This is a genomic window from Muricomes intestini, assembly GCF_004346165.1.
Lineage (GTDB): Bacteria > Bacillota > Clostridia > Lachnospirales > Lachnospiraceae > Muricomes > Muricomes intestini.
Genome location: NZ_SLZZ01000035.1, coordinates 1 through 18,704, shown reverse-complemented (window position 1 = coordinate 18,704; position 18,704 = coordinate 1). Strand labels below are relative to the sequence as shown.

General features: G+C 44.4%; 20 protein-coding genes and 1 pseudogene. 14 read left to right on the top strand and 7 right to left on the bottom strand.

The genetic code is table 11. From position 1 onward, the window contains the following. The first annotated feature begins 357 nt into the window (after positions 1 to 357). Positions 358 to 522 (top strand): hypothetical protein, encoded by a 165-nt coding sequence (locus EDD59_RS17885; protein WP_165920974.1) that lies wholly within the window; start codon positions 358 to 360, stop codon positions 520 to 522. Further along, the gene (locus EDD59_RS15970) at positions 512 to 847 is read left to right on the top strand and encodes a type II toxin-antitoxin system RelE/ParE family toxin (RefSeq protein WP_132383697.1); all 336 of its coding nucleotides are present in this window, start codon (positions 512 to 514) and stop codon (positions 845 to 847) included. Before EDD59_RS17885 ends, EDD59_RS15970 begins: the two co-directional genes overlap by 11 nt. A gap of 576 nt (positions 848 to 1,423) precedes the next feature. On the opposite strand, the gene EDD59_RS15965 is transcribed toward EDD59_RS15970, so the two are convergent. From EDD59_RS15965 to EDD59_RS18695, 5 genes are all read right to left on the bottom strand, one after another. Next, positions 1,424 to 1,612: a cysteine-rich KTR domain-containing protein gene (locus EDD59_RS15965; RefSeq protein WP_132383695.1), complete on the bottom strand. Its 189-nt coding sequence runs from the start codon at positions 1,610 to 1,612 to the stop codon at positions 1,424 to 1,426. 101 nt (positions 1,613 to 1,713) lie between these two features. Further along, positions 1,714 to 2,433 carry an ABC transporter permease gene (locus EDD59_RS15960; protein WP_132383693.1) on the bottom strand — a complete coding sequence of 240 codons (720 nt, stop codon included), beginning with the start codon at positions 2,431 to 2,433 and terminating at the stop codon, positions 1,714 to 1,716. Beyond that, complete coding sequence (locus tag EDD59_RS15955) at positions 2,430 to 3,338, bottom strand: ABC transporter ATP-binding protein (protein ID WP_165920973.1); 909 nt, start codon at positions 3,336 to 3,338, stop codon at positions 2,430 to 2,432. The genes EDD59_RS15960 and EDD59_RS15955 overlap by 4 nt, the downstream gene beginning before the upstream one ends. Then, complete coding sequence (locus EDD59_RS15950; RefSeq protein WP_243117464.1) at positions 3,331 to 4,137, bottom strand: MerR family transcriptional regulator; 807 nt, start codon at positions 4,135 to 4,137, stop codon at positions 3,331 to 3,333. The genes EDD59_RS15955 and EDD59_RS15950 overlap by 8 nt, the downstream gene beginning before the upstream one ends. A gap of 107 nt (positions 4,138 to 4,244) precedes the next feature. Further along, on the bottom strand, positions 4,245 to 4,469 hold the full coding sequence (locus EDD59_RS18695; protein WP_132383687.1) for a TetR/AcrR family transcriptional regulator: 225 nt from the start codon (positions 4,467 to 4,469) through the stop codon (positions 4,245 to 4,247). On the opposite strand from EDD59_RS18695, the gene EDD59_RS15940 reads away from it, so the two are divergent. After that, on the top strand, positions 4,414 to 4,731 hold the full coding sequence (locus tag EDD59_RS15940) for a hypothetical protein (RefSeq protein WP_243117461.1): 318 nt from the start codon (positions 4,414 to 4,416) through the stop codon (positions 4,729 to 4,731). The genes EDD59_RS18695 and EDD59_RS15940 overlap by 56 nt on opposite strands. Positions 4,732 to 4,737: 6 nt before the next feature. After that, the gene (locus EDD59_RS15935) at positions 4,738 to 4,917 is read left to right on the top strand and encodes a recombinase family protein (protein ID WP_330572196.1); all 180 of its coding nucleotides are present in this window, start codon (positions 4,738 to 4,740) and stop codon (positions 4,915 to 4,917) included. 79 nt (positions 4,918 to 4,996) lie between these two features. Here EDD59_RS15935 and EDD59_RS17880 read toward each other — a convergent pair whose 3' ends face one another. Beyond that, positions 4,997 to 5,386 carry a hypothetical protein gene (locus EDD59_RS17880; RefSeq protein WP_165920972.1) on the bottom strand — a complete coding sequence of 130 codons (390 nt, stop codon included), beginning with the start codon at positions 5,384 to 5,386 and terminating at the stop codon, positions 4,997 to 4,999. 497 nt (positions 5,387 to 5,883) lie between these two features. Here EDD59_RS17880 and EDD59_RS15925 point away from each other — a divergent pair, with 497 nt between their 5' ends. The 10 genes from EDD59_RS15925 (at position 5,884) to EDD59_RS15875 (ending at position 18,017) form a co-directional block, all read left to right on the top strand. Further along, positions 5,884 to 5,973 carry a potassium-transporting ATPase subunit F gene (locus EDD59_RS15925; RefSeq protein ID WP_132383685.1) on the top strand — a complete coding sequence of 30 codons (90 nt, stop codon included), beginning with the start codon at positions 5,884 to 5,886 and terminating at the stop codon, positions 5,971 to 5,973. Next, on the top strand, positions 5,970 to 7,655 hold the full coding sequence (gene kdpA, locus EDD59_RS15920) for a potassium-transporting ATPase subunit KdpA (RefSeq protein ID WP_132383683.1): 1,686 nt from the start codon (positions 5,970 to 5,972) through the stop codon (positions 7,653 to 7,655). Before EDD59_RS15925 ends, kdpA begins: the two co-directional genes overlap by 4 nt. A gap of 15 nt (positions 7,656 to 7,670) precedes the next feature. Then, positions 7,671 to 9,728: a potassium-transporting ATPase subunit KdpB gene (gene kdpB / locus EDD59_RS15915; protein ID WP_132383681.1), complete on the top strand. Its 2,058-nt coding sequence runs from the start codon at positions 7,671 to 7,673 to the stop codon at positions 9,726 to 9,728. An 11-nt stretch (positions 9,729 to 9,739) separates the two neighbouring features. Next, positions 9,740 to 10,300 (top strand): K(+)-transporting ATPase subunit C, encoded by a 561-nt coding sequence (kdpC, locus tag EDD59_RS15910; protein ID WP_132383679.1) that lies wholly within the window; start codon positions 9,740 to 9,742, stop codon positions 10,298 to 10,300. Between the two features lie 164 nt (positions 10,301 to 10,464). Beyond that, complete coding sequence (locus EDD59_RS15905; protein ID WP_132383677.1) at positions 10,465 to 13,158, top strand: DUF4118 domain-containing protein; 2,694 nt, start codon at positions 10,465 to 10,467, stop codon at positions 13,156 to 13,158. Beyond that, entirely contained in the window at positions 13,158 to 13,859 is a 702-nt protein-coding gene (locus tag EDD59_RS15900; protein WP_243117462.1) for a response regulator transcription factor, read from the top strand. Before EDD59_RS15905 ends, EDD59_RS15900 begins: the two co-directional genes overlap by 1 nt. A 199-nt stretch (positions 13,860 to 14,058) precedes the next feature. Beyond that, complete coding sequence (locus tag EDD59_RS15890; RefSeq protein WP_132383673.1) at positions 14,059 to 14,751, top strand: alpha/beta hydrolase; 693 nt, start codon at positions 14,059 to 14,061, stop codon at positions 14,749 to 14,751. 362 nt (positions 14,752 to 15,113) lie between these two features. Continuing rightward, positions 15,114 to 16,217, top strand: coding sequence for a helix-turn-helix domain-containing protein (locus EDD59_RS15885; protein WP_132383671.1), 1,104 nt, complete (start codon positions 15,114 to 15,116; stop codon positions 16,215 to 16,217). Between the two features lie 92 nt (positions 16,218 to 16,309). Further along, positions 16,310 to 17,236 carry an ABC transporter ATP-binding protein gene (locus EDD59_RS15880; protein ID WP_132383669.1) on the top strand — a complete coding sequence of 309 codons (927 nt, stop codon included), beginning with the start codon at positions 16,310 to 16,312 and terminating at the stop codon, positions 17,234 to 17,236. Then, positions 17,226 to 18,017 (top strand): ABC transporter permease, encoded by a 792-nt coding sequence (locus EDD59_RS15875; RefSeq protein ID WP_132383667.1) that lies wholly within the window; start codon positions 17,226 to 17,228, stop codon positions 18,015 to 18,017. Before EDD59_RS15880 ends, EDD59_RS15875 begins: the two co-directional genes overlap by 11 nt. Positions 18,018 to 18,250: 233 nt before the next feature. Here the strand turns inward: EDD59_RS15875 and EDD59_RS18620 are convergent. Continuing rightward, a pseudogene (locus EDD59_RS18620) lies at positions 18,251 to 18,343 on the bottom strand (DNA-binding response regulator); the annotation flags it as partial. Between the last annotated feature and the right edge of the window lie 361 nt (positions 18,344 to 18,704).

Below are 18,704 nucleotides of genomic sequence, written 5' to 3'. Positions count from 1 at the left end.
TCGCCTACATGTGGTGGTAACGTAGATTTTAACGAAGTTGAAATTTTTTGAGATATTATAATCAGTACTTCAACATTCATTTTTAATAGAGTTTGTTTATAAATAAACACTAATCTCCAAAGGTGAAAGCTGGTTTCGGCAAAAGGTCTTTTATATCTCATCTCTGACAGTTGAGAAAGTAAATAACCGCTGTAAAGTCTTGGGTGAAATAAATAAGATAGTGTTTTTTAACATCATATCTGTTATAATATAAAAAGAATAAAAAGTTATTTACAAGATTAACTCCGAAAAGGTAAAGAATATTATAATATACTGAAAAGGATAGGTTGAAGAAATATTAGTAAGGGGGTATAGCTTATGGCACTACCAGCAAAAGAACAAAAAGTGTTTTATCAAAAAAAGGAAGCTGAGTTGTTAAGAAAACTAGACAAGGGAATAGATGATATGGAGCAAGGCAGGATACTCCCATTGAGAGATTCTATGGATAGAATCAAGGAAAAATTGAAGAAGCATGAAGTATAAAATACAGCATACTCTTGAAGCAGAGGAAGACTTATTTCAATTAGCATATTATATGATAAAGGAATTTCAGAACTCTGGGGCTGCTGAATATTTTTTGAATTGTTATTATCAAAAAGCTGAAAGCTTGGAAACTTTTCCTTTTGGGTATAGAGGAGTATCTTTTGAGTATAGAGGCTATGAGATTCGTTTAAAACCATACGATACATATAATATTTTTTTCGTCGTAGATACTGAAACCCAAACAGTGACAATACTGAGGGTATTGAAAGACAGGCAGGATTGGGCAGCAATATTATTTGAAGATGACGAATATCACTTTAAGTAAAAGTGGAAAGCCTTGACCCACGCATCACTATTTCTATTGTACAGCCAGGGGTACCTGTTCATAAATTAACACTAATCTCCAAAGCTGAAAAGCAGGTGCAGAAGTCTGAATCATATTTTGAGTAGAATATTGAGTACAGTTGAAACAGGCGATGCCAAAACCCTCCTTTTTACTGGATTCTTCAAAACGGCAGAGGGTTCGAAGCCCACCGTCTCCGTCAGAATTCTCAGCTCACAAGAGGTTGCCGCCTTTTGTGGGCTTTTTATGTACTTGGCGTATCAGTGGTTTTGATACGCCGATTAGCTTAGGAGATAACTCCCAAAGCACCGCTTAAACCGTTTACCATAGCATCAGAGGAGGTATGTAGATATATAGTTGCCGCTAATAACAAGCAGCGGTGTGGTTTTTTTAGACCAACACATAAAAAATCCCTCCAAACTCAAACAGGCTTGGAGGGCTGAACTCATTTAGGCATAGCTATACTGCCCACCAAAGCATCGTTTTTTTATTTGGTGGGCTGTTGTCTACTAACCTATATAAAAGAATAGAGCCGATGTACTATGATCGCTCACAAGTTCATCGGCTCTGCGTCTTAGCGTCTGGCTCTTTGATAACGGATATATTAAATTGTTTGGCATTTATTAAACTTTCTTGTTTGCACTTAGGACAGAGTAATGGAAAGTTTTTCAGCTCTGTATCTTCTCGAATTTTAACCCGTGTTTTGTTTTTACATATAGGACACAATAACCATCTTGCATTATCCATAGCACCAACCAATATCATTCCTTATTCTTGTATTCTTTTCAAACATAGTGTATAGCACCGTTTATGGATGTATCATAATAAAAATTACACATTTCCCCAATTTACCGTCTTGCGCTAATTCTTTTAAAAATTATAGCCGATGCAAGAAAAAATACCGTTGTCATAACGCAAAGGATTATCAAGACCTGCGCCACAATTTCTCCGCCTGAAATCATTCGCATTCCCAATGTAGCGGGCAATATCTCTCCGAACCACTGCATAGGCTTGGGCAACAAATCTGCCGGAAACATGATACCGGAAAACATGATTGTCGGGAGAAACAGACATTGTGAAACCAACGTCAGCGTGTTTTGCTTCTTTACAAAACAGGATAACAACGCGCCAAGCGTTTCCGAACACAGTGCGACGAGCAGTACCGTGAGTAGATACGCAGCGATACTCTCCGGCAGTGCCGATGCAAACAAATATGGTGCAGAAAACAGAATCACCAATGCGACAAGCATGATATGAAGCGTGGAAATTACTATGGTAGCAAGCGGCATACTCCAAGCCGGAATCCCGGCGGCTTTGTATGCATCCAGCACACCATTTTCGCGCGCCTTAACAAGTGCTTGCGGCATACCGAGAAATGCGGACATGGACAGCGTGAAAATCGTAATTGCGAGGTTGAGCGGGACGCCATTTTCCATCTCCAGTGTTTTCATGATGCTGCCCATCACAGCATAAAACAGAAGTGGGACAAGGTAGTAAACCATCAGGATTTCTTTGTCTCGTAAATCGCCCCGAAATTGAATGCCTAATTGCACAAAAAACGCTCTCATTTCGCACCTCCCGCAACAGACAGAAATATGTCCTCAACACTTGCTCGTTCTATCCGAAGGTCGGAAACGATATCATCACACGCCTTGATGTGCGGAAGAATAAGCAAAAGCAGTTCCGCCGCATCCCTGCATTTCCACACAGAATAACCCTCCATAGTCGTTTCCGGCATTCCTAATGCTTCTGGCGTATTCTCTCGCAAACTGCCGCCGCGTGTTTTTATGTAGACACGGTTTTGAATATTAGATGCCGCAGTAAGTTCCATTGGTGTACCTTCACGGGCAATTACTCCGTCACGCAAAATCGCAATACGGTCGCTGAGCGCCTCGGCCTCCGCCATGTCGTGGGTTGCCATCAGTATTGTTACACCCTCGTCCCGAAGCCGACAGATTTCTCGGTGTAGCGTGTTACGGCCCTCCACATCCAAGCCCGCCGTCGGTTCGTCCAGCACAAGCACTCGCGGATTGTGGCATAGCGCCAGCGCCAAGTGCAGTCTACGCTTGCGCCCGGTAGACAGTTTCGCGTATGGCTTGTTCAGATATTCGCCGTCCATATCGAAACGCGTGAGTAAATCGCCGCGATACTTTACGCCGTGCCAAACACAGAAAAGACGCATCGCTTCTTTTGCAGTCATATTTTCAGAAAGTGCCGTGCTTTGCAATTGAACCCCGAAAACCTTGCGGAGTTTCTCAGGGTGCTGCCGAACGGATATGCCCTCGACAACAATTTCACCTTCCTGCCATTTGCGTAAGCCCTCAAGACATTCAATGGTGGTTGTTTTCCCTGCGCCGTTCACGCCGAGAAGCGAAAACACCTCGCCATGTTTTACTGAAAAGCTCACACCACGCAGCACCTGCTTTTCGCCGTAAGACTTACTCAAGTTTTTTACAGTAATGCTGTCAATCAATTTTATCGTCCTCCTTTACCGGTAATTGCAAATTATTCTTCTCCATATAAACCGCCAGTGCTGACTCGATAAATGGTTCAGCCATTTCATATAGCTTACGGTCAGCCACCGGCCATTGGTCACGAGAACTGTTTACCGTAAGCAGCGCGTCTGATGCTCCCGGAGTATCATTTACCATAAGCAGGATGACATTCTCCCACCAATTCCCGGCAAGCGTCTGCGCCTGCGGATCGTCAGCAGCGGTATCCGAGCTTTGCAAGGCAATCGCTTCAATCAAAAGCTCCCGCATGGTATGATAAAATCCCATCGCTCCATGCAATGTATCCAACCCCTTGCTGCTTGCCATGTGGCTGAGTGCGGGGTCAAACGGAAAATCAGTCCACTCGGTCAGGCCGCTGCCCTCTGTCGTGCGAATGAGCTCCGCCAATATTTCAAGCGGCGGCTCTTTTCCAATGTCAAATAGATTGACAGATGTAAACAGCACCGCTATTGCCATGTGCAAGTCATCCATCTTTTTTTGCAGAATGGGAATTTGCATAGAGAACACCTTTGCAAGCTCCGTCGGCTCGGGATCATCCGTCAACTTTTCGCGTATATCGGACAGTGAAAAGCCGATGCTTTTATATATTGTAATTTGCGTCAGTCGCACCACATCGCGTTTCGTGTAATAGCGACGCCCACCTTCGGTTCGTCCGCCCGCCCGCAGCAGACCGATGTTGTCATAGTGCTGAAGCGTCCGTACAGTTAAGCCTGTTGCTTTTGCAAGTTCTCCCACCGAATAAATTTCTTCATGTTGCATTAACACATTTATCACCTCCGATTTTGATTATACTACATTACGTTGCGTCATGAGCAAGAGGGTTTTCTAATTTATATAAACACGGTTATTAACATTTTCCCCTGTATCTATAGAGATGCACAGAAGCTACATAGGAGGTTATAAGCAATCCAGTACACCATAATGGTGAATTGTTCATTCATTAAATCGCATAAAGTATTTAAGCCTTCAACAGCGTAACTTACAACTCCGCTAAAAAACTCCTCTTTGGTTTTGTAATGTCTGTAAAGCAAGCCGATGCTGATTCCGGCTTCGTCTGCAATATCTTGCACGCCTGTTACCCCGAAGCGCATCACCGACCAAGCTCTGCTGGAGCTTCCGTCACCGCATCGGGAGAATTATTCCCTCGATGTTGCCCGGACGGAGAACCAAATCAACCGGGAGCTTGAAAAAAGCGAGGTGGACAGCGACTACACCAAGCTGCTTATATTTGGATGTGCTGCTGCAAAATATGAGGCCTGTGCCGATACGGAGCCGGAATACTTAACCCTCCGGTTACTGGCGATATTTGGGGGGGCAGCCGCTGCTGGATGCCTTTTCAATTCCATTGTTTAAGGACACATAAAGGAATCGCTGGAGGCAGACGAAATTCTCTCCCCTACCGGTAATACCGAATGGTCAATTGGCGCACTGCAATATATGCTCCGCAACGAGCGATACATCGGAGATGCCCTGCTGCAAAAAACCTATGTGGTGGACTGCTTAACCAAGGAAACCCGGAAAAACAACGGTGAAATGTAAGGTGGCTAAGAAAGCTGTGAAAACCGAAAAGGAGTGTGGAGAGCGGCGGCAATGCTGAACTCGGCATTTACGAAAAGAATCATAGTGGACAGACTTGGATATCCGTCCATGTCAGCCCACTATCTGAAAGTACGTGAAAACTATTGAACCGCCTTGGTACTGAACAGTATAGAATACAAGAATACTTTCGGAGTGCCTGCAGCATTTTCCCAACAGGATATTTATTGTCAAGTTTTGCCTGGAGAATGTAGTCACTCATATTTAATTCGCTTGTAACAATGGAATAATAGCCATCGTATTTAGACTCTTCCTCTATCTTGGAAAGATTAAGGGCAAGTTCTTTTCCGTCAATAATCTCACCGGTTGTCCTATCAAAAGAAATATTCTGGACATATGCCGCTGAACCGGCAGAAGTTACCCGATCATATTTCCTTAGATTCTGAATCAGGTCCTTGGCACGCTCTACCATGCCATTCCTATCAACCGGATTGCCGTCATCATCCAGAGTATCAAGGTCAGGTATTAAGTTATGGGAGTCCTGCTTTGATCTTTTTCTATGTTTAATGCTTTAAATTCTGAAACTGATATCGTAAATACTAAATGGATATAGATCTAAGATACGATACATCTATATTTGGAACAACGTTTTGTATAAAATATCTGGACGCTTTCTTGACATTTACGCCGTTCGAATTGACACCTCATTGATCTCTTTTTTGTTATGATTAATAGCGTAAAGAATGGTATTTGGGTAAAAAATGTACATTTGCGTGCAATATCTGAAAACTTTACAGCAAAATTGAAGGAAAGGCGTTTTTGGTATGAAAAATGATAAGACTCAATGCACTTGGAAAGAAATATTATGCTTTGTGGCCTTTTTAATTGTTACGATGGCTATTATCATGGCAGTGCGATGGATCATGATTCTGCCGTAGATACGCTGAGAAAGTGAGAGGAGATGAGAATATGAGTGTAGTGTTGGCGATCATCGGTATCATCGGATTTGCCTTGATGATTTACTTATTCTATGTGTTGTTTCGAGGTGAGGAATTATGAATATGATTATTTTACAAGATATTGCTTACTTTGTCTTGCTGGTGGGATTATCAATTCCACTTGGCATTTATATGTACAAGGTCATGGATGGTCAGAAGGTGTTTTTATCCCGTGCCGTTGCCCCGGTAGAAAACGGGATTTATAAAATTATGGGTGTTAAGGGCAACGAGGAAATGAGTGCAAAAAAATATGCGCTGTCTGCATTAGTTTTCAGTGCAGTTGGTTTGTTTTTTGTCTGGCTGATTCAGATGCTGCAGGGCGTCCTACCATTTAACCCGGCTAGCATTGAGGGCACGAGCTGGCATCTTGCCTTTAACACGGCGGCAAGCTTTGTTTCCAATACAAACTGGCAGGCATATTCCGGAGAAGCCGGGCTGTCCTATCTAACGCAATTCTTAGGACTTACCGTTCAAAACTTCGTGTCGGCTGCAACAGGAATAGCCGTATTGTTTGCGCTGATCAGAGGCTTTATTTTAAGGCAGAAAGCCACCATCGGAAGTTTTTGGACTGATTTGACTAGAATTACGCTTTATGTGCTGATTCCCCTTTCCTTTGTTCTGGCGCTTGTGCTTGTTTCACAGGGTGTTGTGCAAACCTTTGCACCCTACAGGGAAGTAGCTATGCTGGAAAGCAGAGCAGCACAAACTATCCCGCTTGGCCCTGCGGCCAGTCAGATTGCCATTAAGCAGCTTGGAACAAACGGCGGCGGCTTCTTTGGGGTTAACTCTGCTTTCCCCTTGGAAAATGCCACAACACTTTCAAATCTGTTGGAATGCTTGTCTCTTTTGCTGATTCCCGCTGCATTATGCGTATCGTTTGGCAAGGCCGTCAAGGACAGTAAACAAGGAAAATCCATTTACATTGCCATGATGATCCTGTTTGTGGCTGCTCTCGGCATTACAACAATAAGTGAGCAGTATAGAGGACCCGTTTTCGAGGGCATTGTTACTTCCGGCAGTATGGAAGGCAAAGAGGTTATCCATGGCATCGGAGCTTCTTCTTTGTGGGCTACAGCAACTACGGCAGTATCCAATGGCTCAGTAAATTCCATGCATGACAGCTTCACACCTCTCGGGGGAATGATTCCCATGTTCCTGATGCAATTAGGAGAAATTGTGTTTGGTGGTGTAGGCAGCGGATTATATGGTATGATTGCTTTTGTTTTGCTGACGGTATTTATCGCCGGACTCATGGTTGGCCGAACGCCGGAGTACCTCGGTAAAAAGGTAGAACCCTATGATATGAAAATGGTTTGTTTAATCGTGCTTGCACCTTTGATGTGTACACTTCTTAGTACCGCTGCTGCAGTGATGGTGCCAGAAGTGGACTCTTGGCTGACAAATTCAGGTGCCCATGGGTTCTCAGAAATTCTTTATGCATTTTCGTCAATGGGCAACAACAACGGAAGTGCTTTTGCCGGATTTAATGCAAACACTGTGTTTACGAATGTTGTTGGCGGGATCATTATGCTGCTGGCTCGCTTTATCCCTATGGCTGCAGCTATCTTCCTTGCCGGAAATATGTCGAAAAAGAAGGCGGTTGCGGTCAGTGAAGGAACCTTATCGACAACAAATACCATGTTTGTGGGACTGTTAATCGGCGTTATTCTAATTGTCGGCGCGCTGAGCTTTTTGCCAGCGCTGGCTCTTGGCCCCATAGCCGATTACTTCACAATGCGATAGAACGGGGTGATTGAAATGGAAAAGAAAAGTATCAATAAAAGTATTTTAGGGGATTCGCTCAGACAATCCTTTGCCAAGCTGGCTCCGGGTATCCAAGTCAAAAATCCTGTCATGCTGGTGGTCTATATCGGAGCGATTCTAACCACAGCTTTATATGTTTTGTCATTTGCCGGAATTAAAGATGAAAACGGCGGATATATCATTGCAATTGCATTGATCTTATGGTTTACCGTATTATTTGCAAACTTTGCAGAAGCCATCGCGGAAGGGCGTGGGCGCGCCCAGGCAGATACCCTGCGAAAGGCACGAAAGGATGTAAAAGCAAAAAAACTAAAGTCCACAAATAATATGAATGACTATAACGAGGTGCTCTCTGCACAACTTAAAAAAGGTGATATTGTCATCGTTTGGGCAGGAGAGCAAATTCCGATGGACGGCGAGGTCATCGATGGTGCGGCTTCTGTAGATGAGAGTGCAATTACCGGTGAATCCGCACCGGTAATCCGCGAATCAGGCGGTGACCGCAGTGCGGTTACCGGAGGAACAACACTGGTATCTGATTGGCTTGTGATTGAGGTAACAGCGGAAGCAGGAGAAAGCTTTCTGGATAAGATGATTTCCATGGTGGAAGGCGCCTCCAGAAAAAAGACACCCAATGAGATAGCCCTGCAAATTTTGCTAGTAACGCTTACTATTATATTTTTAATTGTTACGGCAACACTGCTTCCGTTTTCAAGCTTTGCAAGCAGTCAGGCAGGGGCTGGCTCAGCGATTTCCATTACAAATGTAATTGCGTTACTGGTTTGCCTGGCTCCCACCACAATCGGTGCACTTTTATCTTCCATCGGCATTGCAGGCATGAGCCGTCTCAATCAGGCGAATGTGCTTGCCATGAGTGGTCGTGCGATTGAAGCTGCCGGAGATGTAGATGTGTTGCTACTGGATAAAACCGGTACCATCACCCTTGGAAACCGTCAAGCAAGTGAATTTCTGCCGGTGAATGGCGTGAAAGAACAAGATCTGGCAGATGCCGCACAGCTCTCATCCTTGGCAGATGAAACAGCCGAGGGCAGGAGCATTGTTGTACTGGCAAAAGAAAAGTTTGGCATTCGAGGTCGAGAGCTTTCAAAGATGAATGCCAGTTTCATAGAATTTACGGCAAAAACTAGAATGAGCGGCATTGACTACCAAGGCATTCAGATTCGCAAAGGTGCCGCAGAAGCAGTAAAAGCTTTTGTGCTGGACAATAGCGGAGAGTATCCCGAAGAATGTGAGCAGATTGTAAGACGTGTTGCCGGAGCAGGCGGTACACCTCTGGTAGTTGCAAAGAACAATCAAGTGCTGGGCGTTGTTTATTTAAAGGATATTGTCAAAAATGGTGTAAAGGAACGGTTTGAAGATTTGCGGAAAATGGGCATCAAAACCATTATGATTACAGGCGACAATCCCATGACTGCGGCAGCCATTGCGGCGGAAGCCGGTGTAGACGATTTTCTGGCGGAAGCCACGCCGGAAGCAAAGCTGGAGCTGATCCGTGACTATCAGTCGAAAGGGCACTTAGTCGCTATGACAGGTGATGGTACAAACGATGCTCCTGCACTGGCGCAGGCGGATGTTGCCGTGGCAATGAACACCGGAACTCAGGCTGCTAAGGAAGCCGGTAACATGGTTGACCTTGATTCCAGCCCTACCAAGCTCATTGACATTGTGCGAATTGGAAAGCAGCTTCTGATGACCCGTGGAGCGCTGACAACCTTTAGCGTGGCAAATGATGTGGCTAAGTATTTTGCGATCATCCCGGTGCTGTTTTTTGGCATTTACCCGCAGCTGACAGCCTTAAATTTTATGGGGTTAACCAGCTCCATAACGGCAATTCTATCTGCCATTATCTACAATGCACTCATTATTATTGCGCTCATTCCGCTGGCGCTCAAGGGTGTGAAATACCGTGAGCTGCCAGCCGGAAAGCTATTGAAACAAAACATGCTGATTTATGGCTTGGGTGGCATTGCAGCGCCTTTTATTGCAATCAAAGGAATTGATATGCTGCTTACAGCCTGCGGCATTATGTGAGGAGGATTAAAATGACGAAATCAATGAAAATACTGCGTCCGGCGATTATGTGCTTCCTCGTAATGACCATAGTATGTGGGGTTATTTATACGGCGGCCGTTACGGGAATCGCACAGCTCATATTCCCAGGTCAGGCGAATGGGAGCATCATAACCGTTACGCTCAAGGATGGCACGCAGAAGGACTATGGCTCTGCTCTGATTGCGCAGGAATTTACAAGTGCCGAATATATGATTGGAAGGCCGATGGGAACAACAAATCTCTCACCGGTAAGCGAGGAGCAAAAAGCGCTTGTAGACGAGCGCACTGACTGGCTGCATACTCTCGACCCTGATAACACCGCGGACATACCGATGGTTCTGGTAACAGCCTCCGGCAGCGGCGTAGACCCGAATATTACACCGGATGCAGCGGAGTACCAGGTGGCCCGCCTTGCGAGGGAACGTGGCGTCAGCGGGGACGATGTCCGAGCAATTATCAGTAAATATACCACTGACCGCTTTCTCGGAATATTCGGCGAGCCTGCTGTAAATGTCCTGAAAGTTAACTTAGCGCTGGATGGTTTGCTGTAAGCCGTATAGCGGTTAACAGCTGCGAAGGTCATGCATTTTTGCATGACCTTCCGGTGCGTTGAAAAAGTCTGCTATTCTATCAATAAAACCAGCGAGAGAAAGAAACCACTTGCTATAAAATATAGCAGTGGTATGATTGTTAAATATATAGGAGGTGAGGTAAAATGGATGGATTTGAGGGACGACCTGATCCCAATGCGCTTCTGGCAGATATACAAACACAGCAAGATAATCATTCCGGGAAATTAAAGATTTTCTTCGGATATGCGGCCGGTGTGGGTAAAACCTATGCCATGCTTGATGATGCGCAGGAGCAGTGCCGCATGGGTAAAGATGTTCTGGTCGGTTACGTTGAGCCACATACCCGTCCGGAAACGTTGCAGCTTTTACAGGGCCTTCCTTCCCTTGCGCCCAAATCGGTGTTTTACCGCAACATAGAGCTCAAGGAATTTGATCTGGATGAGGCGCTGAGGCGCAAACCGGAACTGATTTTAGTGGATGAACTTGCGCATACCAATGCAGAAGGTGTCCGAAATCTGAAACGCTTTCAGGATATTGAGGAGCTTTTGAACGCTGGAATTGATGTTTATACGACCGTAAACGTCCAGCATATTGAAAGTCTTAATGATGTAATTGAGGGCATAACCAGTGTCCAGGTAAAAGAAACCGTACCCGACTATATCTTCGACAGGGCCGAAAAGGTCAAGCTAATCGATATTGAACCGGATGAACTGCTACGGCGCTTCGAGGATGGGAAGATTTATAAGCCAGAACGGGCGCAGACGGCCATGAATCATTTTTTTACACGGGAGAATTTAAAGCTCCTGCGTGAAATCGCCATGCGCAAGGCTGCAGATAGAATCAGCAATGAGAACCAAAATGAGCGCCGTACGACTGAAAAAATGGCGAATACAAAAATGCTGGTTTGCATTGGCCCTTCTCCATCCTCCGCCAAATGTATAAGGTGGACGGCTCGGGCTGCAGAAGCCTTTCATGCGCAATGGGTGGCACTTTATGTGGATAGCACTGACAGTGATTATTTAACTTCCCAGCAGCAGAAAATACTACGTGGAAATATGAATCTGGCGGAAAAGCTTGGAGCGGAAATTGTTTCGCTCACAGGCCATGAAATTGCGGTATCCGTATCCGAATATGCGAAATTATCCGGCATCACAAACATTGTGGTAGGCAAAAGCCGCAATAAGAAAACACTTAAAAACCTATTCGATATAGACTTTGAAGACAAACTGATTTCTCTTTTACCAAACATAGAAGTCTATATCATCCCCGGTGCCACCGCTCGCCGGGATTATAAAAAACCCCGCAAGACAATTTGGAAAGGCAAAGTGGAATTTTCATGGATTGACTGCGCGAAAACAGCGGCGCTATTGGTGGCGGCTACACTGGTATCCCTCGGACTGCGGAAGGTGGGAATCGGTGATCAGAATATCATTATGACCTATATCCTTTCTGTGCTTGTCATATCAAGGATTACAAAAGGACATATTTTCGGAATAATTGCTTCGGTTGCAAGCGTACTGAGCTTCAATTTCTTTTTTACCAAACCGATGTACACGTTCAATGCGATTCAAGCGGGTTATCCTATTACCTTCCTCATTATGTTGCTGGTGGCCTTGATCACAAGCACACTGACCGTAAGAATTAAGACACAGGCTAAGTTGGCTGTTCAGAGAGAACGTCGCACAGAGGTTCTTTATGAGATCAATAAAAAGCTTCTGGTTACCAGAGGGCTTGAAAATATTATTTCGCTGACCAATGTGTATATTGTGAATTTGTTTGAGCGGTCCGTCGTATTCTTCCCATCCGATCCTGAAGCTGGTACCAATGGCAGTGTCATGCAGGCCGATGGGGATACGGATGAAGCAGTTCTTAATTCCAAGGACGAAAAGGCAGTCGCGCATTGGGTGTTTGTAAATCAAAAGTGGGCGGGATCGGGAACGGATACCTTAATGGAAGCGGCCGGTCTTTATATGCCGGTTATAGCGCAAGGCAAGGTGCTGGCTGTTTTAGGTATTTCCTGTGTAAAAGGTTTTTTAGGCCATAACACCCGTCAATTTTTGCGCATGATCGCCTCCCAGGTGGCTATGGCGCTGGAGCGGCAGAACTTGTCTGATGAACAGCGCAGTATCATTGTGGAGGCGGAAAAGGAAAAAATGAGAAGCAATTTGCTTCGGGCTATCGCTCATGATTTGCGCACGCCCTTGTCCGGGATTCTTGGAGCCAGCTCTGCAATACGTGAAAATTCAAAAACATTAGATGAGAGTACCCGCGACAAGCTGAATGCAGATATTCAGGAAGAGGCTCAGTGGTTGATACGGATGGTAGAAAACCTGCTGTCGGTAACGCGAATTAATGAAGGAGAATCTAAGGTTAACAAGAACCCGGAGGCGGCTGAGGAGGTTGTGGCGGAGGCCGTAAGCCGAATCCGAAAAAGATTTCCACACCACAAGGTTGAGGTTTCTGTGCCCGATGAGCTGTTAGAAGTGCCTATGGACGGCACCTTGATTGCACAGGTGCTCATTAACCTTCTGGAAAATGCAGTGAAACATTCTGCCGTTACCTCGCCCGTTGAGATTATATTAAAAAGAACCGAAGATGCAGCAATATTTGAGGTAATTGATCATGGGAAGGGAATCGTAGACGAGGATTTTCCCTATCTTTTTATCAGCTATGTCCCCAATGGAACGAAAAGCTCGGATTCTTCCCGAGGAATGGGCATCGGGCTGTCTATCTGCATGACAATCATCAAAGCGCATAACGGAACAATGGAAGCCGCTAATCGCAAAGAAGGTGGTGCGGTATTTAAATTCACACTGCCATTGGAAAGAAGTGAGTGATTATGATAAAACCAACAATTCTTGTCATTGAGGATGAGGAAGCAATATGCAACTTTATAACAGCAATCCTGAACTCAAACGGATATCAGGTCATCAAGACCGGTACAGGAAAAGAAGGTGTTTCTATGGCGGCATCCTATTCACCAGATGTCATTTTGCTGGATCTTGGCTTGCCGGATATTGATGGAGTGGAGATACTGAAAAGTATCCGCAAATGGTCGAAGATACCGGTTGTTGTTGTGTCAGCACGCGGACACGAACGGGAAAAGGTTGAGGCACTTGATTTGGGAGCAGACGATTATATTGTAAAACCATTTGGTACTTCAGAGCTTCTGGCAAGAATTCGTACAGCGCTGCGACATAGCCCCCAAAGCATGGGTGGGCAGATACAGGGAGCAGAGAAAACAACTGTTGGAGAGCTTCAGGTTGATTATGAAAAACGGTCCGTTTCCCTCGCCGGAAAAGCAGTTCATCTAACGCCAGTTGAGTATAAGATTCTGGCTCTTTTATCAAAGAACGCTGGAAAGGTCTTGACGCATGATTATATCATGAAGGAGGTATGGGGCCTGTACGCTGGGGACAGTCACACGCTTCGCGTCAATATGGCAAATATTCGCAGAAAGATTGAGGAAAATCCCGGCGCACCAAAATTTATATTAACAGAGATGGGCGTAGGCTACCGGATGGTGGAGGAACTGTAAACAGGAGGGGCAAATTATAGTTTTTACCAAAACAGAGATTAAAAAATGTTTTAGCTTATGTTCGACAGCATGCCCGATGAAATGCACCAAACGGTCATTGCTAAATTTGGTAGCGTAGAACGGTGGAAGAAGAGTTAACTGTTTTTTTGGATTTCAGGCTTAAATGGAAGCTAATACCGCATTGGATTGGAGAGAAATAATGATAAAGGAAAAAATTTATATTGGAAGGATTCCCGCTGTTATATGGGGAGAAAAATCCGATCAAGTATACCTTTTTGTTCACGGAAAGATGTCAAACAAAGAAAGCGCTGAAGCGTTTGCAGAGATTGCTGCCGGCAGAGATTATCAGGTAATCAGCTTTGACCTACCCGAACACGGTGAAAGAACGGATACAAAATACAAATGCAATATTCAAAATGGAATCGCGGATCTCACTCAGGTGGGAGACTATGTTTTTGAACATTGGAAAAATGTATCATTATTTGGGTGCAGCTTAGGTGTCTTTTTCAGCCTGCATGCTTATCGTAACAGGCATTTTGATAATTGTCTTTTTCAGTCGCCAATTGTAAATATGGAGTATCTGATTTGCCAGATGTTTTTATGGTTTCATATCACAGAGGATGAACTTAAGAGGAAAGGTGAAATTTCTACCCCTATTGACACGATGTCCTGGCCATATTATCTCTATGTCAAAGAGCATCCGATTGATAAATGGATTCCTGCGACCCACATTCTATACGGCTCAAAGGACAATCTTCAGAGCCGGGAGGTTATTGATTCCTTTGTAAATAAATATCATTGCCATCTCACTGTTGCTGAAAACAGTGAACATCCGTTTATGGGTGAAAACGACAAGGAAATTGTTGAAGAGTGGATGAAGAACAGCTTGTAATGAGTATGACGTGAAATAGATGAAACACGCCCGGCCAAAAAAAGGCAATATAGCGCGGCCAGCTCTAAATAACTATAATTTTTAACTTCCAGCCTGCAAAGCTGAAAGTTTACACTCCCCTCTTGTGTTTAGAAGCATTTTCGTAAGATTAAATTTCTGCCAAATACAATACTTACTTTATCTGTCTATATCCCAATAAAGTTAAGCAAGTTCTCATGCAACATGCTATTCTGCGGGTTTAAAGCTATGATCTTGCAAACGCCAATAAGTTTCCTGAAGGTTGATTTTTTTACCTAAAATCAACCACAAATTCCTTGAAGCTGATTTTGTCAACCAGTATAATAATGGTGGAGGGAACGAACATGAAAGAAATCAATATTGCCAGAGCCATCATAAATAAACGAAGGGAGAAAGGACTGACTCAAGATGACCTTGCAAGCTACATCGGCGTTTCGAAGGCTTCCGTTTCCAAATGGGAAACAGGTCAGAGTTATCCCGATATTACTTTTCTCCCACAACTTGCGGCCTTTTTCAATATGAGCATTGATGAACTGATGGGCTATGAGCCGCAAATGACTAAAGAGGACATTCGCAAGCTCTATCTAAGTTTATCCGCCGACTTTGCTTCCAAGTCATTCGATGAAGTCTTGGAGCGCTGCCGTGAAACTGCTAAAAAGTATTTCTCCTGCTTTCCTCTGTTATTTCAAATTGGTGCCATGCTTGTAAACAATAGTATGCTCTCGGGTGATGCGGATAGAGTCTTCTCTATCATTGAGGAAGCAAAAGAGCTGTTCATCCGGGTGAAAAGAGAGAGCGATAATGCCGAGCTTGCCCGGCAGGCACTAAATATGGAAGCGCTCTGCGCATTGATGCTGGGCAATCCAAATGAGGTTTTGGAACTGTTTGCGGAGGTAAGTATGCAGATGTACTCCCCGGAAGCGATACTTGCGCCAGCCTATCAGATGATTGGAAAACCTGAGGAAGCAAAAGCTGTGCTGCAAGTCGGCATTTATCAGCACGTCCTTTCTCTGCTTGATATTCTTCCAACCTATCTTACGCTCTGCACGGATGAGCCGGAACGGTATGATGAAACATATAAACGAGCGCTTGCCGTAGTGGAAGCCTTTGGTATAAAGGGGCTTCATCCGTCTATCCTGGTGCAGTTCCTGCTCGTTGCCGCGCAGGGGTATGTGACGCTTGGAAATACCGACAAGGCATTGGATATACTGGAGGAGTACGCAGAGCTTGTCACAGGAGATATATATCCATTGCAGTTAAAGGGAGACGACTTTTTTACTCTGCTTGATGACTGGTTTAAGGAATTTCCCCTGGGAACCGCTCCGCCCCGCGATGAAAAGATTATTCGGCAAAGCATGACCGAAGGGGTCGTAAACAATCCGGCGTTTACCGTATTGGCTGATGAGCGCCGTTTTCAGAGGATTGCAGAAAAACTAAAAAATAACTAACTATTCGGTATTGATGTTTCGAAAGAAGCAACTGTAAGGCTGTTGGTTAGATAGTCCCCATCGTGAAAAACCAAGTGAACAGGAGGAACGGTATGAAAGCAGTTTTAACACAAAATTTGTCAAAAACCTATACCGGTAGTAAAAATGCAGTGGATCATATAGAATTCAGTTTGGAGCAAGGCGAGGTCTTTGGATTCCTGGGTCCTAATGGCGCGGGGAAGACAACCACTATCAAATTACTTTGCGGAATGCTTGCGCCCTCAGAGGGTAGCTGCCGGGTGTTTGATCTTGATCCTGCCCAAAATCCGGAAAAGCTGCATCAATTGTCCGGCGTAATCACGGAACATGCACAGATGTACGACCACCTGACAGGGCTTGAGAATCTGGTTTTCTATGGAACACTCTTCGGTGTGAATGCGGCTGAATGTGAAAAGCGTGCAAACGTCCTCTTAGAGCGGCTGGGTCTGGTGGATGCACAGGATCGTAAACTGGCAGCTTACTCCACCGGTATGCGCCAGCGCCTCTCCCTAGCCCGTGCCATGATTCACAGCCCTAGAATTCTATTTTTGGATGAACCGACCTCCGGACTTGACCCTGAAAGTGCGCAAAATGTAAATAGTCTTATCAGGGAACTTTCCGTTGATGGTACAACAATTTTTTTATGTACCCACCAGCTACGTTATGCCCAGGAAATCTGTACCACATACGGGCTGATTGATGAAGGCACTTTATTGGCAACGGGAAACATCCAGAGGCTTCGAGCTATGGTTTTCTCCGGTGTAGTGGTGCATGTGAAAGCGAGCCGTATGCCTGATGGCCTGGTATATCAGAAAACCGGTGAGCACACTTATGACATCACAGTAAATTCAGAGGATGAAATTCCGCCCATTGTCAAAGGCATTGTGGAGGCGGGCGGCAATATATATCATATCTCGACGCACAGAATGTCTTTGGAAGAGATTTACTTTTCTTTAATTGACCGGCGCAAAGCAGGAAAGGAAGGTGAAAATGATGAATAGAATGCAGCTTGCCTTGATGAAAAAAGATATTCGTGGTATTACCTCAAATAAACAAGTGTTTTCGGTTATGCTGATGGTTCCGCTTGCGTTGACAATTATATTACCGTCCATTTTTGTGTTTGTCACAGTACTGGTTCCGGATACTACTTCTGATTTCCAGAAACTGCTGGAAATGCTGCCGTCTACTGAACAAATAGGCAATCAAAAGCAGATGATTTTAGGGCTTTTGCTCAACAAAATCATGCCGGTTTTTTTCCTGATGATTCCGATCATGGCGTCGTCGGTTATGGCGGCAAGTTCGTTTGTGGGAGAAAAGGAGAAGCACACTCTGGAAACTTTGCTTTATTCCCCGCTCTCATTGAAGCAATTGTTTCAGTCAAAAATATTGGCCAGCTTTTCAGTAAGTATGATGGTTTCGTTCATCTCATTTGCGGCAATGATAGTAGTAATGGAAATAGAGGTACTGCTTTTAACCGGGAGTGCAGTTATGCCTGACCTTAGCTGGATGATTATTATGCTGCTTATTGCGCCATCTATCTCATTGGTTGCGATCAGCATAACGGTACGTGGCTCCGCAAAGGCGCAAACCATAGAAGAAGCACAGCAGCGCGCCGTATTCTTGGTTTTTCCAATCATTGCGCTTGTCATAGGGCAATTTACAGGGATTATCATGGTAAGCACATGGATTCTCTTAGGACTGGGTATCGTCTTACCGCTAATAGCTGCGCTTCTTGTGAAGGGCTCTGTGGGAAAATTCACCTACGAAAAGCTCTTGAGATAATGAGGGACACATTTTGATGGGCGGTGTGGAGGCCGGTGCACTAAAAGGCAGTAAGCTGGCAGATTAATTCCGTATTCGTTTTGACGGAGCATGAACTGCCGCAATAGCAGCAAGAAAAACAAATAAAAGTATAATCAGCAGAGGTATGACAGGCAAACTCCAAATAGCGTAGCTGAAATGAGTAGTAATGAGACTACCATATAGCAGTTTGCTGATTAACAAACCAACTGCACAGCAACGTCTATTTTATATCCTTGTTTTTTGATAGCAAAAGATAAACCATTAATTAGACTCAAATCATCTTCAACAAAGAAAATATGTTTCATTTGTTTTCACCGTCCTTTCGTTTATCATATCCTTTTAATTATATATGGTTGGCCGAATAAGCTGACAAAAAGAATTATAGTTCAGCATCTAAAATCACCTGTTGAAAAATAGTTAGGCAGAGTTTATTATTATAGATGAAACATATCACCGCTTGTTCTACTTGTCAATCTTTAACAAGGCAAAACCAATTTATCGAACAGGCGATTGATTAGACAGTAAAGTATGTAACATTCACTTGTCGGAAGTCGGCTTATCCTAGAAGTAAATAATAAGTTCTCGGAATTAGAATCATCTAATTCCAATGCAGATTGAAAATTGAATACTGGCAGTTTTGGAGTAAAAGAAGATATTTTTGTGTAT

Bases quoted from the DNA above. Each gene is read 5' to 3' on its own strand.
- EDD59_RS15885 (WP_132383671.1), top strand. From the start codon at position 15,114: ATGAAAGAAATCAATATTGCCAGAGCCATCATAAATAAACGAAGGGAG.
- EDD59_RS15970 (WP_132383697.1), top strand. From the start codon at position 512: ATGAAGTATAAAATACAGCATACTCTTGAAGCAGAGGAAGACTTATTT.
- kdpA (WP_132383683.1), top strand. From the start codon at position 5,970: ATGAATATGATTATTTTACAAGATATTGCTTACTTTGTCTTGCTGGTG.
- EDD59_RS15960 (WP_132383693.1), bottom strand. From the start codon at position 2,433: ATGAGAGCGTTTTTTGTGCAATTAGGCATTCAATTTCGGGGCGATTTA.
- EDD59_RS15890 (WP_132383673.1), top strand. From the start codon at position 14,059: ATGATAAAGGAAAAAATTTATATTGGAAGGATTCCCGCTGTTATATGG.
- kdpB (WP_132383681.1), top strand. From the start codon at position 7,671: ATGGAAAAGAAAAGTATCAATAAAAGTATTTTAGGGGATTCGCTCAGA.
- EDD59_RS17880 (WP_165920972.1), bottom strand. From the start codon at position 5,386: ATGGTAGAGCGTGCCAAGGACCTGATTCAGAATCTAAGGAAATATGAT.
- EDD59_RS17885 (WP_165920974.1), top strand. From the start codon at position 358: ATGGCACTACCAGCAAAAGAACAAAAAGTGTTTTATCAAAAAAAGGAA.
- EDD59_RS15875 (WP_132383667.1), top strand. From the start codon at position 17,226: ATGATGAATAGAATGCAGCTTGCCTTGATGAAAAAAGATATTCGTGGT.
- EDD59_RS18695 (WP_132383687.1), bottom strand. From the start codon at position 4,469: ATGCGCTTCGGGGTAACAGGCGTGCAAGATATTGCAGACGAAGCCGGA.
- EDD59_RS15880 (WP_132383669.1), top strand. From the start codon at position 16,310: ATGAAAGCAGTTTTAACACAAAATTTGTCAAAAACCTATACCGGTAGT.
- EDD59_RS15925 (WP_132383685.1), top strand. From the start codon at position 5,884: ATGAGTGTAGTGTTGGCGATCATCGGTATCATCGGATTTGCCTTGATG.
- kdpC (WP_132383679.1), top strand. From the start codon at position 9,740: ATGACGAAATCAATGAAAATACTGCGTCCGGCGATTATGTGCTTCCTC.
- EDD59_RS15965 (WP_132383695.1), bottom strand. From the start codon at position 1,612: ATGGATAATGCAAGATGGTTATTGTGTCCTATATGTAAAAACAAAACA.
- EDD59_RS15950 (WP_243117464.1), bottom strand. From the start codon at position 4,137: ATGCAACATGAAGAAATTTATTCGGTGGGAGAACTTGCAAAAGCAACA.
- EDD59_RS15905 (WP_132383677.1), top strand. From the start codon at position 10,465: ATGGATGGATTTGAGGGACGACCTGATCCCAATGCGCTTCTGGCAGAT.
- EDD59_RS15940 (WP_243117461.1), top strand. From the start codon at position 4,414: ATGCTGATTCCGGCTTCGTCTGCAATATCTTGCACGCCTGTTACCCCG.